Source organism: Anoxybacillus sp. P3H1B, from assembly GCF_001560855.1.
In the GTDB taxonomy this organism is placed as follows: domain Bacteria; phylum Bacillota; class Bacilli; order Bacillales; family Anoxybacillaceae; genus Anoxybacteroides; species Anoxybacteroides rupiense.
Genome location: NZ_LPUG01000011.1, coordinates 46,011 through 60,082 on the forward strand (window position 1 = coordinate 46,011; position 14,072 = coordinate 60,082).

The 14,072-nt window shown below is 43.2% G+C and carries 13 protein-coding genes and 1 riboswitch; of the genes, 5 read left to right on the forward strand and 8 right to left on the reverse strand.

What is annotated here, in order from left to right; translation table 11 throughout:
• Nucleotides 1-11: 11 nt before the first annotated feature.
• Both AT864_RS18085 and AT864_RS18090 read left to right on the forward strand, forming a co-directional pair.
• Complete coding sequence (locus AT864_RS18085) at nt 12-167, forward strand: hypothetical protein (RefSeq protein ID WP_197430996.1); 156 nt, start codon at nt 12-14, stop codon at nt 165-167.
• On the forward strand, nt 164-301 hold the full coding sequence (locus AT864_RS18090; RefSeq protein WP_172798644.1) for a hypothetical protein: 138 nt from the start codon (nt 164-166) through the stop codon (nt 299-301). Before AT864_RS18085 ends, AT864_RS18090 begins: the two co-directional genes overlap by 4 nt.
• Nucleotides 302-311: 10 nt before the next feature.
• On the opposite strand, the gene AT864_RS04375 is transcribed toward AT864_RS18090, so the two are convergent.
• On the reverse strand, nt 312-2,081 hold the full coding sequence (locus AT864_RS04375; RefSeq protein WP_066146918.1) for a B12-binding domain-containing radical SAM protein: 1,770 nt from the start codon (nt 2,079-2,081) through the stop codon (nt 312-314).
• A 345-nt stretch (nt 2,082-2,426) separates the two neighbouring features.
• Between AT864_RS04375 and AT864_RS04380 the strand changes: the two genes are divergently transcribed.
• Nucleotides 2,427-4,664, forward strand: coding sequence for a PAS domain-containing sensor histidine kinase (locus AT864_RS04380; protein WP_156450502.1), 2,238 nt, complete (start codon nt 2,427-2,429; stop codon nt 4,662-4,664).
• Nucleotides 4,639-5,136: a methylated-DNA--[protein]-cysteine S-methyltransferase gene (locus AT864_RS04385; protein WP_066146922.1), complete on the forward strand. Its 498-nt coding sequence runs from the start codon at nt 4,639-4,641 to the stop codon at nt 5,134-5,136. Before AT864_RS04380 ends, AT864_RS04385 begins: the two co-directional genes overlap by 26 nt.
• Nucleotides 5,137-5,169: 33 nt before the next feature.
• Here AT864_RS04385 and AT864_RS04390 read toward each other — a convergent pair whose 3' ends face one another.
• The 7 genes from AT864_RS04390 to AT864_RS04420 all read right to left on the reverse strand — a co-directional run bounded on the left by AT864_RS04390 (nt 5,170) and on the right by AT864_RS04420 (nt 12,734).
• Nucleotides 5,170-5,625: a chemotaxis protein CheX gene (locus tag AT864_RS04390; RefSeq protein WP_066146924.1), complete on the reverse strand. Its 456-nt coding sequence runs from the start codon at nt 5,623-5,625 to the stop codon at nt 5,170-5,172.
• Nucleotides 5,626-5,710: 85 nt separating this feature from the next.
• Nucleotides 5,711-6,718, reverse strand: coding sequence for an ABC transporter permease (locus tag AT864_RS04395; protein WP_066146926.1), 1,008 nt, complete (start codon nt 6,716-6,718; stop codon nt 5,711-5,713).
• Complete coding sequence (locus AT864_RS04400) at nt 6,666-8,213, reverse strand: sugar ABC transporter ATP-binding protein (protein ID WP_066146928.1); 1,548 nt, start codon at nt 8,211-8,213, stop codon at nt 6,666-6,668. Before AT864_RS04400 ends, AT864_RS04395 begins: the two co-directional genes overlap by 53 nt.
• Nucleotides 8,210-9,361, reverse strand: coding sequence for a sugar ABC transporter substrate-binding protein (locus AT864_RS04405; RefSeq protein ID WP_066146930.1), 1,152 nt, complete (start codon nt 9,359-9,361; stop codon nt 8,210-8,212). Before AT864_RS04405 ends, AT864_RS04400 begins: the two co-directional genes overlap by 4 nt.
• Complete coding sequence (gene mtnA / locus AT864_RS04410) at nt 9,358-10,419, reverse strand: S-methyl-5-thioribose-1-phosphate isomerase (RefSeq protein WP_066146932.1); 1,062 nt, start codon at nt 10,417-10,419, stop codon at nt 9,358-9,360. The genes AT864_RS04405 and mtnA overlap by 4 nt, the downstream gene beginning before the upstream one ends.
• Before the next feature lie 17 nt (nt 10,420-10,436).
• A complete protein-coding gene (gene mtnK / locus AT864_RS04415) occupies nt 10,437-11,630 on the reverse strand; it encodes an S-methyl-5-thioribose kinase (protein WP_066147682.1) in 1,194 nt (397 codons plus the stop codon).
• Between the two features lie 91 nt (nt 11,631-11,721).
• Nucleotides 11,722-11,829, reverse strand: a riboswitch (SAM riboswitch).
• Between the two features lie 89 nt (nt 11,830-11,918).
• Nucleotides 11,919-12,734 (reverse strand): carbon-nitrogen family hydrolase, encoded by an 816-nt coding sequence (locus tag AT864_RS04420; RefSeq protein ID WP_066146934.1) that lies wholly within the window; start codon nt 12,732-12,734, stop codon nt 11,919-11,921.
• 95 nt (nt 12,735-12,829) lie between these two features.
• Here AT864_RS04420 and AT864_RS04425 point away from each other — a divergent pair, with 95 nt between their 5' ends.
• On the forward strand, nt 12,830-14,020 hold the full coding sequence (locus tag AT864_RS04425; protein WP_066146936.1) for a pyridoxal phosphate-dependent aminotransferase: 1,191 nt from the start codon (nt 12,830-12,832) through the stop codon (nt 14,018-14,020).
• Nucleotides 14,021-14,072: the final 52 nt, after the last annotated feature.

Here is a 14,072-nt window from a genome sequence, read left to right on the forward strand (position 1 = left end):
GAGGCCTAAGGATGAAACGAAAAGTCAAGGAAAATGCAGCCAAAAACAATAACAAAACCCCAACGGAAAGCTTGCCCGAATCGGAAGGTATTGCGCAATACGCAAGCGATGAACCGATGATTCGCGGGGCTAACCGCAATTCGAAAAAAGGAATGCAAGGCGAATGAACAAGAAAAACCAAGAACATAGCCGTATGGACAATCGCAATCAAGAGGAGTTTGCCTTTGAAACAGGAGATTTCAATGCACAGCAAATACTGGCGCTAATGGAAGAAATGAAGAAGTCAAAAAAGAAAAAGTAGGGAAAGTTCCCTACTTTTTTAATGTCGATGAAAATAATGACAATGGAGCGGAGAAAATCATCGTTTGCAGCTGAATTGGGTCAAAATAAGCAATCATCACGGTCGGAGTGTAATGGATTTCTTTTGTTTCCAAGTAATGTCCAATATCGATTGAAACCAATTCCATAATCGTATGCTTAAATAAATCTTTTTCGTCTAAATGGAGAGACATAAAAGCTTCTCCTAAAATGGACGGCTGTTCAAGAAGAGAGCGATAAAGAGCAGCGCGCCGTTCTTTGTCTGTTTTTTCCTCCCACCAAGGCTTCCGCGGCTTATGCTTCTGGTTGCGCAAATAATCATACTTCATCAATGCTTCAACCACCGAAAGATCTTCACAGGCTTTTTCCTGCAAAAATTGATGAAGACGACGGAATAAATCTTCGAGCTGATGGCCGATGCGTCCCCAGCCTTGTTCATCCCAATAGGTCCCAAACTCTTGAAAGAAATCAAAAGGTGTAGAAAACGTATGGGTGACTAAGTATTCGATTGTTTCATCCATCCGATGGGCATTCCAATATTTTTCTAATACATCTTCTACTTGCTTGATGCGGATGATTTCAGCAAATGACAAAACATGATTTTTTAATACTTCATATGGTGCGTGATCCATAAATACATATCCGTATTCAGCAGCGCGCAGGCGCAATCCGGTGCCGCGCAGCATTTTTAAAAATCCTAACTGCAGCTCTTCTGGACGAAGCGCAAACACATCATTAAATGTATTTCGGAAGGAGGTGTAATCTTCCTCAGGCAATCCAGCGATTAAATCGAGATGCTGGGCAATTTTTCCTCCCTCTTTTACCATCGTTACTGTGCGAGTGAGCTTGGCGAAATTTTGTTTTCTCATCACGAGCTTATTTACTTCGTCATTGGTTGACTGAACGCCGATTTCAAATCGAAAAAGACCCGGCGGCGCATGTTGATTTAAAAACTCAATGACTTCTGGGCGCATAATGTCAGCTGTAATTTCAAATTGAAACACGGTTCCGGGAACATGCTCCTCAATAAGAAATTGAAACATGTCCATCGCATAGCTGCGGCTTATATTAAAGGTCCGATCGACAAATTTAATCGTGCGCGCCCCATGCTTCATTAAATAGCGAATATCTTCTTTCACTTTTTCCTTGTCAAAATAGCGAACACCTACTTCAATGGACGATAAACAAAACTGACAGCTGAATGGACAGCCTCTGCTTGTCTCAATATAAGTAATGCGCTTGGATAAATGCGGAATGTCCTCCGGAAAACGGAAAGGAGAAGGCATTTCCGCTAAACGGATTTTGTTTCGTTGAGGATTGATGACGATTCGTCCTTCTTGACGAAAGGCGAGTCCGTGTACCTGATTAAAATTGCGTTCTCCATTCATTTGCGCCAGAAATTGTTTAAACGTTTCTTCCCCTTCCCCGATGACGATAAAATCAAATTCGGGAACGGTTTCGAGCCACTCGCGGACATCATACGATACTTCAGGTCCGCCGACGACAATCGTAATGGTAGGATCAATTTTTTTCAGCATTTTCACGACTTTAATGGTTTCTTCAATATTCCAAATATAACAGCTAAAACCGATAATATCCGGTTTTTTTCGATAAAGATCTGTCACAATATTCATCGCCGGATCTTTAATGGTATATTCCGCAAGCTGGATGGTAAACTCTGGTTCAGCATATGCTTTTAAGTAGCGAATCGCTAAATTTGTATGGATATACTTAGCATTTAATGTCGCACAGATGATATTCATAGGCAAAAACTCCTTTATTCACAACATTCTAAGCAATGCTTACAGCTTAGCCTATCGCGACTGTTCATTAATCAATAAGAATTTCAATAGATCAGCGTTTAAGTCTCAAAACAACACTCTAATATACCACAGTTTTGTCAAAAGATAAATGAAAAAAACAAAAGCAGCATATATTGGTGATAAAAGAAAAAAGCAAATATCAGCGCAACTTGACAGTTAAAAACAAAATATCCCTTTTATTGAATATTAATAGGAATTTTTTCGAAAACAATGGAAGGAGTACCCTTTTTTATAGCGAATATAATTGAATATTATGCCGTTATGGGAGAAGGAGAGGTGCTAATGGTGAATAACAGCCTTTCTCATCGGGAAGAAGAAGATTTAATGATTAACGTCAGGTCGTTAGAAGAAGAAAATAGACGCCTGAGAGAACAGCTATGCGGATATTCCATTATTTTTGAAAGATCACTAGATGCGATCGTGATTTTTAATAAAAACGGTGAGTTTGTAGAGGTGAATGAGGCAGCGTGTCAGCTGTTTGAAATGGACAAGGGAGAACTGGTGGGGAAATCGTTTACCTTGTTTCTTGATTTGGTTCCCCCAGACATTTTAGCATTTCAGCAATCCATGTTACATAAGTTTGGCTCCTTTAGCGATGAATTGCTGATTAAGCTAGCGAACGGGAAGATCAAGCACATTGAATTTTCGATGAAAAAAGATGCATTCAACCACTTTGATTTAGCCATTATGCGTGATATTTCGGCGCGAAAAGCGCTGGAACGAGAACGAATCATCAACGAGTTTTTATTTAAGGATGTATTTAATCGCGCAGTAGACAGCATTATCATTTTCGATGAATTCGGGCGGTTTATTGATGTAAACCCCGCTTTTTGCATGAGCTTAAATTTAGAAAAAGCCAAGCTGCTGAATTTGTCCTTCCAGCAATTCGTTGCACCAGAATGCAAAGACGATTTTGTTCAGCTTTTAGTTGAACTAAAAGAAAAAGGAACGGCGAAGGGAGAACTGTCGTTTATCCGGTTTGACGGAACGGTCAAAATGTTTGAATTAACCATGACATCAAATGTATATAGCGGATTTTATATGGCGATTATGCGCGATGTCACGGAAAAGAAAAATATGGAGATTAAGCTCCAAAAAAGCGAAGAGCGATTCCGTGCGATGTTTGAACAAGCGCATGAGGCGATTTTAATTTGGAATGACTATGGACACATTGTCAATGCCAATCCTGCTGCAAGCCGAACGTTCGAGCTGCCGCTCAATTTGCTCACAAGAAGAAATTTGCTTGATTTTATTGACTATCGCGACGAAAAGGCACACCATGTGTTTGAGCTTTTCCGAAAAACGGGCGAAATTCGTGATGAACTAACCTTTCATATGCCGAATGGAGAGGATAAGCAGCTTGAGTTTACGATGAAGCAGGGAGTTATTGACGGCTTCCATTTGGCTATTTTCCGCAACGTCACCGAAAGACGCAAAATGGAAAAAGAACTGCAGGAGAGCGAACAAAAATTTCGCAGCATTTTTGATCACTCGATGAATGGCATTCTGCTTTGGGGAGAGGGGTATCGTATTTTGGATGCGAACCCAATCGCTTGCGAAATTTTTCAAGCAACAAAGCAGCAATTAATTCATGAGCCGTTTGTCCACTGGGTCCCGGAAAAAGAGCAGAAGGTGTTTTATAAATTGATTAAGCAGTGCGAGCAATTTGGCAAAGCTTATGCGGAAATGACGCTGTTAACAAATAAGGGAGAGCAACGAACAGTTGAAATTTCATTAAAAAGGGAAATTATTCCTAATGTTGGTATGATGATGCTGCGGGATGTGACTGAGAGAAAAGAACTGGAGTGGCAGCTTCGTAAATCAGATACGCTTAATGTGGTGGGTGAGCTGGCAGCAGGAATTGCTCATGAGATTCGTAATCCGATGACAGCATTAAAAGGATTTATTCAGTTGTTGCAAGGCAGCATTAGCGAAGATTACTCCATGTACTTTGATGTGATTATGTCTGAGTTAAAGAGAATTGAGTCCATTATTACCGAGTTTCTTGTGCTCGCAAAACCGCAAGCCATTCAATACCAGCAAAATGATGTTTGCAAAATTATGAAAGATACAATTGATTTAATTAGCGCTCAGGCGATGATGCATAATGTGCAAATTATCCCTGACTTTGCCGAAGATTTGCCGTATATTTACTGCGAGCCGAATCAGCTTAAGCAAGTATTTATCAATATCTTAAAAAATGCCATTGAAGTGATGCCAAAAGGCGGAGAAATACAGGTGGGCATTCAAAGAGTGGATCGCCAATCGATTCGCGTTTCCGTCAAGGATCAAGGCTGCGGTATTCCTCAGGACAAAATAAAAAAGCTGGGTGAACCGTTTTATACGACTAAAGAACGTGGAACTGGACTCGGGCTGATGGTTAGCTATAAAATTATTGAGGAGCATCAAGGGAAAATTGATGTGGAAAGCGAAGTGGGGATAGGAACGACTTTCCATATTACGTTGCCGATTGAAAGAACAGAAAAAGAGGGAGATCATGAAGCTAGAATACAATGTTTATAGCTCCAAAGAGCTAGGAGATTTGTATATTGTCTCAGACGGGGAAGCCATTGTGAAAATCGAGCTATTTGCTGACGACTGGGAAGAATTGAGCAGCAACCACCAAATGGTGAAAAGCGATTCTGAGTTGCTGCAAACGGCACTTGAACAAATGGATGAATATTTCCGAGGAAAGCGGAAAAGATTTCAGCTTCCATTGAAATGGAAGGGTACACCGTTTCAAGAAAAGGTATGGCAAGCGCTTTGCGAGATTCCATATGGCGAAACGGTAAGCTATAGCGAGATTGCTGAGAAAATTGGAAATCCGAAAGCGGTAAGGGCGGTCGGCCAGGCGAACCGTTCTAATGAGCTTGCCATTGTAGTTCCGTGTCACCGCGTCATTGGCAAGAATCGCTCATTAACCGGCTATGCGGGAAGTCGAACAGATATAAAAGAAAAGCTGTTAAACTTAGAGCAAAGCTATGCTAGAGAATAAAAAAACTAGAAGCAAAAATCGCTTCTAGTTTTTTTATTCATGATGGAGAGTGACAATCATATTTAATGTTCCTTTTTCTACAATATTGACAGGAACAACAATCGCTTTTTGAAACCCTTTTACATTCGCTTCTCCTACAAGCAAAGTGGGAGGAGTGATGTCCATCATCATTTGCTGGCTCGATGCGTGTGTCGCCAATTGGCCAGCGATCATGTTTCCTAACTCGCATGTAAATGATTCGAGCATTTCTCCCTCTAGCATCATTCCATACATAAGTTGACTGATTTGCGCAAAAAGATCATTCGTTCCTGCGATGACTAACTGCCCATGAATTTGTCCAGTCATTCCAATCAGCACGGATAAAGATGAGCGGATTGAACTAGCATGGTATAAAGCCGGTTTTTCAATCTCAATCCCCGCTGGAATTACCGTTTTGATCGAATGAATGGCACTGTTTAATAAGTGAGTAAGAGTTGTTGCTGTCGTCATCCGCTTGTTCCCCCGTTCATAAGACAAATGCGCTAGTAATTTTATCATATCACAAAATTTCATATAAGCCGATGGGGAAACATTCCTATTTCTTTTGGAGATGTGAGAGCGCTAACGCCCCTACTAAAATCGCTCCCTTAATAATATCTTGGGCATAGTATGGGACATTCATCATGGTTAAGCCGTTTAAAAGTACACCAATTAAAATGGATCCGAATAAAGTGCCGATAACGTTTGGTTTCCCTGCGCCGAATACGGAAAAGCCGATATAGGCAGCGGCCACTCCGTCCATTAAAAAGGAGGCTCCGGCAGAAACTTGTCCGGTTCCGATTCGCGAGGCAAGGACGATACCGCCAAGTGCTGCGAAAAATCCGCTAATGACATATGCATATGTTCGATAGCGATTGACTGGAATTCCCGAAAGTCGGGCAGCTTCCCGATTTTCTCCTGTCATGTAGAATAAACGGCCAGGCTTTGTATAGGTCAGAAAGAAATGGGAAGCGGCAACAATGAATAACATGAGTAATACAGAGAATGGAATGCCGCCTACTTCTCCTTGGCCGATAAATAAAAAGGATGGAATAAACTTTCCCGGCGCCGTTCCTCCGTCTGGAAGGGGCATGTCATTGTAGATGGAAAACCCTTTTGTATAAGTGAGATGCACCCCATTGATGGCATACATGGTTGCCAGTGTTGCCAGAAGATCAGGGAGCTTTAGTTTGACAATGAGCAACGAATTTAATAGGCCCACTGCTATTCCTAATAAAAGCGGAACGAGAAGAGTGACCAAAATTTCTTGTCGATATAAAACGAGAGAAGCTGCACTCGCGATTGTGGCGAGACTGACCGTTGAACCGACGGATAAATCAAAGCCGTCGACAATAAGAGAAAATGTAATGCCAATGGCTACGAGTGTTACAATCGAAATGGACCGCAAAATATCACTAAAATTTTCATACGTCAAAAAACGATCAAGCGTAATGCTGAAATAAGCAATGACAACTAGAATGGCAAGCAATGTTCCGTGTTTATATAGAAAATTAAGAGGAGATCGCTTTACGGTTGAAAGCGTTGTTGTTTGTACTTGTGCCATTTTCTTCGCCACCTCCGCTGCTGTAATAGATCAGTTGTTCATATGTTGCTTCCTCTGCTGTAAAACGCTGTACAAGCTGTCCATCAACCATGACATAGATTGTATCAGCGATATCGAGCAGCTCTTGAAATTCATTTGTTAAATATAGAACGGCTTTCCCTTGCTCGGCCAGGGAGCGAATAATCGCAAATACCTCTGCTTTTGCGCTCACATCAATGCCTTTTGTTGGTTCATCAAAAATAAAAACCTCGCCGCCTGTTTGCAGCCATTTGCCAATGACAATTTTTTGCTGATTGCCGCCGCTTAGTTGCTTGACGATGGCTTGCTGGGAGGAAGGCTGGATATGGAGTGTATCGATGAGCTGCTGAGCCCTTTCTTTCTCCTGTTTTCTAGAAATCCATTGCCATTTTGCTAGTGATGATAGTAAACGGACAGTTAAATTGGTGCGAGTCGTTTCGCTCATAAAGAGTCCTTGCTTTCGCCGTTCTTCAGGAATAAAGCACATGCCGGCAGCAATCGCTTCTTTTGGTGAAGAAAACGTATGACGCTTTCCATGAATCAACCATTCCCCGGTTGTTTTCGTATGGGCAAATAGGCTTTCGGCTAGCTCTGTTTTTCCTGCCCCCACCAATCCGGCAATTCCGACAATTTCCCCTTTGCGAATTTGCAGATCAATCATCGTGTTTGTTTTCGGAATTTGCAATTGCTTGACTTCAAAAAGGATGTCCTCGCCGTATGTGCGTCGCTCTCTTTCTTTTCGTTGCTGAGTCCGTCCAACCATATGATAAATCATCTCTTCGATTGACAGCTGGGCAGCATCACCTTGATGGACGATGGAACCATCGCGCAGGATGGTTACCTGATCGCAAATTTCCTTCACCTCTTTGAGCTTATGAGAAATATAGATAAAGGAAACGCCTTGATTTTTTAATTGTTTCATAATCGAAAAAAGGCGTTTTGTTTCTACCTCGCTTAAGGCGGCTGTCGGTTCATCCAGAATAATGTAACGGGCAGAAGAGAAAAGCACTTTCGCTAGTACAATAAGCTGTTTTTCATGCAGCGTACACTCGTGAATCCGTTTATCAAGCGGAAGCGATAGCCCGATTTGCTGCAGTACTTGGGCTGCCCGCTGCTTTTGCTTTTTCCATGAAAGGAATGGATGGCGGGCGGCATGGACCAAATCATCAGCCACAATATTTTCATAGACTGTTAAAAAGGGGAATAGCGCTGTGTCGACTTCTTGAACCACTAAGCCAATGCCGGCCTTCTTGGCGGCCGCCGGATTTGGAAAGTTGACGTCTGTGCCATCGATCGTGATAGTTCCCTCATTGGGTTGAAGATCTCCAGCTAAAATTTTCATTAATGTACTTTTTCCAGCTCCATTCATTCCTAAAAGGGCGTGAACTTCCCCTTTCTTTACATGGAAATTCACGCCATTTAATACGGTCACGCGATCGAACGATTTATAAATATTGTTCATGAAAAGCCCGCTCATTTTGTTTTCCCCTGTTCTTCTAATGTTTTCATCCATGGAGAGAGGGCGACGTTGGATTGACCCCAGCCAGTAATGTATTGATGCAGATCTCCCATTGTTACTTGCTGATTAGGCAAGTCTGTCTTTTTCACCAGATGTGGCTCGAGAGAATAAATACTTGGCGTTTTCTCACCTGCAATTTTTTGATAAGCAAACCGTACTTGGACTCGGCCGACTTCGGCAGGGTCAGTCGCGGTTGTTGCTACCCATGGGCTGTCTGGCTGCTGAATCATTTGCAAATCTTCATCGCTTAAATCAATGCCGTATACTTTGATTTCGGTACGGCCCGCCTGTTGAATGGCTCGTGTGGCTCCTTTCGCAAATTCGTCCCATGTAGCGAATACAGCATCGATATCGCCTTTGTTCGGATATTTTTTCAAAATCGCTTCCATTTGCGTTTGTGTGTCTAATGCTGTATTAGAGCTGGCATTGCCGAATTTAGCAATTTCTTTAATGCTTGGATACCGTTTTTTAAATGCGTCATAAATGACATAACGCCGTTCCATTGGTGTAAAACCACCGACCCAGATGGTAACAATTTTTCCTTCGCCATTTAAATCTTCTGCTAATGTTTTTAATGTTTTCCAAGCAAGGCTATAGTCATCTTGGTCAATGACGGTTACGCCGGGAATATTTAAGTCGTTGTCAAAAGCGACGACAGGAATACCTTGGGCCACCGCTTTTTCAACCGGCCCTTTTAATGCGTCGGCTCGTCCGTGGTCCAAAAGGATGGCATCGACATTTTGCGTGATCGCGGTTTCTACATATGAAGCCATTTTCGTTAAATCGTTATCAGCATTGTAAACTTGTACTTCTCCGCCAAATTTCTGCACTTGATCTTTTACGCCAGCAATATATTGAGAGGAGAAGGTACCGATCGAAAATTGCATAATGGCCGCAATTTTAATGGGTTTTTTTAATTGATTTGGAATAGCGGCCTGCTCAGCGGAAGCGGATTCATTGGCTGTATTGTTCGTCGCCTTCTGTTCCGTGTTTTCTTGTTTAGCCGCTGGTTTAGAGCTTACAGCATCTTGTTCATTGGTGCAGCCTCCGAGCATGATGCCGAATAACAATAGGATTGCCAACAAAAATGTGTGTCGTTTTTTCATCGCTTGATTTCCTCCTTAAACAAAGCTGTCAGCACGCTTTCATAATGGCCGCTTATGATTCCTTTTTCAGTAATAATGGCTGTAATCAGCTCGTGAGGCGTCACATCAAAAGCAGGATTGTATACTTTTACTCCAGGAGGAGCGATTCGTGTTCCTGCCAGCTCGGTTATTTCTTCAGACGGACGCTCTTCAATCGGAATATCTGCCCCTGTCTTAGTCGATAAATCAATAGTGGACAGGGGAGCCGCTACATAAAAAGGAATGTTGAATGCTTTAGCGAGCAATGCCAAGCCAAATGTACCGATTTTATTGGCGGTATCTCCGTTTGCGGCAATGCGGTCAGCACCGACGATGACAGCTGTGATGTCTTTTGTCTTTATAGTTTGTGCTGCCATATTATCAGTGATCAGCGTTACATCAACGCCTGCTTGCATGAGCTCCCATGTCGTCAGCCGCGCGCCTTGCAAAATGGGTCTTGTTTCGCAAGCATAGACATGCAGACGAATTCCGCGTTCTTTTGCCAAATAAAGGGGAGCAAGCGCGGTACCATACCGAGCCGTAGCGATTGATCCAGCGTTGCAGATGGTTAAAATGCGATCTCCCTCTTGAAAAAGAGAAAGGGCATGTTCACCGATGGAGCGGCATGTGTTCTCATCCTCGCTTTGAATACGGATTGCCTCATGAACCAATGCTTTTTTGGCATCGGCGACAGACGAAACGTTCGCAATGCTGGCCATCAAGCGGTCGAGCGCCCAAAATAAATTGACGGCTGTCGGTCTGGCACTTGCCAAATAATCACGATCCTTTTTCAGAAGGTTGCGAAAATCTTCGAGAGAATTCGTTTGATAGCTGTGTGCCGCTAAAGCAAGACCGTATGCAGCTGTGATGCCAATCGCTGGAGCACCGCGAACCTTCAATGTGGCAATTGCATCCCACACAGATTGAATATCTTTTAATTCTAAATATTCAGTCTCATTTGGAAGCTTTTGCTGATTTAAAATGGTCAAATGTGTGTGATTCCATTCAACAGAACGCGGAATGGAGAGCAATGAATCCATATTCTTCTTCCTTTCGTTTAATGAGTGGCAGCAAATGTTTGAAAGAACAAAGAGCGTATTTGTTGCACTTCATGGATCGTCTGGCGATGTAAAATCAGTTGTCGCCCGAGCTGAAGGGCAAGCTGTTTGGCATGGATGCGCGTAGGTTGATCTTCGATTCCGTCAAGATCGGCGACATGGGCTAAGCCGATCGTGCGCCGGATGATTTCACAACCAGCAAAACCGACCGCATCGATGAGCGTTTGCTGCAGCACGTCTTGCAACAATCCTTCGGTTTTTGCATACGGTTCTACATTATGCTGTTCCCAAAGGGCAGCAAACGTGTGCGTAAATACATTCCATGTTTTTTCGATGTGAGCCAATAGCGGCTCATGTTCTGAACGGGACAACGCATTTAGGAGTAAATTGGCAAAAAATTGGCCGATATCAAACCCAAATGGGCCGTAAAACGCAAACTCAGGATCAATGACTTTTGTTTCTGTGTCGCTTGCAAAAATGCTTCCAGTATGTAAATCCCCATGAATGAGCGCATCGGCTTCCGTTAAAAATTTCCGCTTGAGTTTTGCTACTTCAAGATGAAGCGCATCGTCATTCCAAAGAGCCTCTACGTCACGGCGCAACTCCTCTTCAAAATTATTCGTTTCATGGTCGAAAAACGGATCAGTAAAGACGAGATCTTCGGTAATTTTACATAACTCTGGATTGATGAAATTTTGCTGCAGCTGTTTTTTCTGCTGCTGGTTCATGCCAAAGTCCGATGTGTAAAATAACGTTTTAGCGATAAACTCTCCAATGTGCTGGGAAAGAAGCGGATATGTTTTTCCAGCAATGAATCCTTTTCGAGCAATTTGCAGATGCGATAAATCCTCCATCACGGTAATCGCTAATGACTCATCTGAGTAGTATACCTTTGGCACGTATTGCGGAACGTAGTCGGCAAACGTGCGCAACGCATGGCTTTCAATGACAGCCCGCTTAAGCGTAAGCGGCCAGCTTTCACCGACCACTTTTGCATATGGTAGCGCTTGTTTAATAATGACTCCTTTCTTTGTTTGGGGATCGAATACATGGAACACAAGATTTAAGTTACCATCGCCAATTTCTTGACAAATGAATGGTGTTCCTTCCGGAAATAAGCCTAATCGAGCAGCAAGTGCAACCGCTCCCGATTCCGTTAAAGGCTCGTAGACGGATTGTTTAGAATGTGTCATCATTTGTACCCTCCTTATCATTCACTCAATCAATGAAACAATGAAAAAACCTCCTTCGCTTTTCGAAAGAGGTTTGAAGTCGGCTTCTCCCCTCTTATCTCTCAGCGTGTTGCTGCAAGAATTAGCACCGTGCTTAACGTTGGTTAAGTCGGTTGCCGGGCTTCATCGGGCTCGTCCCTCCACCTGCTCTTGATAAGAGTTTGTTCAGTTTTATTCGAATGTTTTTAACAATGCAAAACTTTTTTCAATTCGCTTGATTCGAATCATACATTCGATTTGCCAGTTTTGTCAACTGTTTTTTTGAAAATTTTTTTCGGCCGAAATATAGTGCTCAGGTCGGCGGTCTTGGAAAATAGGAATTTGCTTGCGAACTTCTTTCACTTTTGACAGCTGGATTTCGGCCATAAGAGAGCATGGATTTTCATCGGCTTCGGCGAGGATGACTCCCCATGGATCAATGACAAGTGAATGGCCGGCAAATTGATTGTTCGGATCTTTTCCAGCACGATTGCAGGCGATTACATAGCATTGATTTTCAATCGCGCGCGCTTGCAAAAGGGTTCGCCAATGTTCAAGGCGGGGCTGTGGCCATTCGGCGACCACAAACAATAACTCTGCGCCTTGGGTTGTATGGGCGCGAATCCATTCAGGGAAGCGAATGTCATAGCAAATGACTCCCGCGCACAATGTTTGCTCCAAGGTAAATAAGCCGCTCGATTCACCGGGTTGTAAATACAAATGCTCATCCATGAGCTGAAAGAGATGGAGTTTGCTGTATTCTCCTACAATGTCGCCGTCTCGATTGACAATGTACATGGTATTGGTGATGCCGGCAGCGGTTTTTTTGGCAATGGAGCCAGCAACAATACAGACGTTGTGCAGGCGTGCGAGCTTGCTAATAAACGATTTGGTATCAGCGCCATTCTCATCAGCAATGTCGTCAAGGCGTGCGAGATCGTATCCGGTTGTCCATAGTTCAGGAAGGACGATGACGTCAACAGAGCTTTGACAAACTTTTTCGATCTCTTGTTGAACGCGGCGTTTATTTTCCGCAGGATTTCCGAAAGCAATATCGAGCTGAAGACAAGCAATTTTTAATGTCATAATCATTCACCCCAAAAAAATGTCTTTACAATTTAATTTTTACGATATATGATGTTTGACTAGAATTTCAAGAATTTTTTGAGTAGGTGAAGCAATTGAAATCATTTGTCCAATCCGAGTTGTTGCAAAGTCTTCCGAAGCAGTTTTTTGCTTCGCTTGTCGACAAAGTAGGAAAAGTGGTGGCTCAAGGACATGATGTAATTAATCTTGGTCAAGGAAATCCTGATCAACCGACGCCTCCGCATATCGTAGAAGCGCTGCAAAAAGCGGCGGCTAATCCAAAATACCATAAGTATTCTCCGTTTCGTGGCTATTCGTTTTTAAAAGAGGCGGTGGCTGCTTTCTATCAGCGCGAATATGGCGTTACGGTTGATCCTGAGAGAGAGGTAGCTGTCTTATTCGGTGGAAAGGCAGGGCTTGTGGAAATTCCGCAGTGCTTATTAAATCCGGGCGATGTTGTGCTTGTGCCGGATCCCGGATACCCTGATTATTGGTCGGGAGTGGCATTAGCGCGTGCAAAAATGGAAATGATGCCGCTTTATAGCGAAAACGGCTTTTTGCCTGATTATCGTCAATTGGATGAAAAGGTGGTTGAGAAAGCCAAGCTGATGTTTTTAAATTATCCAAATAACCCGACGGGAGCTGTAGCGACAGACTCGTTTTTTCAAGAGACCGTTTCGTTTGCACAAAAGCATGGAATTTGCGTTGTCCATGACTTTGCTTATGGTGCGATTGGATTTGACGGGCAAAAACCGATCAGCTTTTTGCAGGCGGAAGGAGCCAAGGATGTCGGTATTGAAATTTATACATTTTCCAAAACGTATAATATGGCTGGCTGGCGCGTAGGTTTTGCGATTGGCAATGAAAGTGTGATTGCTGCGATCAATCTTTTGCAAGACCATTTATATGTCAGCTTGTTTGGTGCGATTCAGGAAGCGGCAGCGGTTGCGCTGCTTGAGTCACAGCAATGCGTGACGGAGTTGGTAGCGTTGTATGAATCACGGCGCAATGCGTTCATTGGAGCTTTACAGGAAATTGGTTGGAACGTAAGTGCTCCAGCCGGCTCCTTTTTTGCTTGGCTGCCGGTACCAAAGGGCTGGACTTCGGAGCGCTTTGCTGATTTATTGCTTGAGCAAGCGCATGTTGTGGTGGCGCCTGGGATTGGATTTGGCGAGCACGGGGAAGGATATGTGCGCGTCGGGCTGTTGACAAGCGAAGAACGCTTGACAGAAGCGGCACGGCGCATCGCTAAGCTCAATCTTTTTCAGCAAGCGGTAAAAAAATAATTGACAATCTGCATGATCCCTGTCATAATTCGAATTAAATTTGCAAAATGAA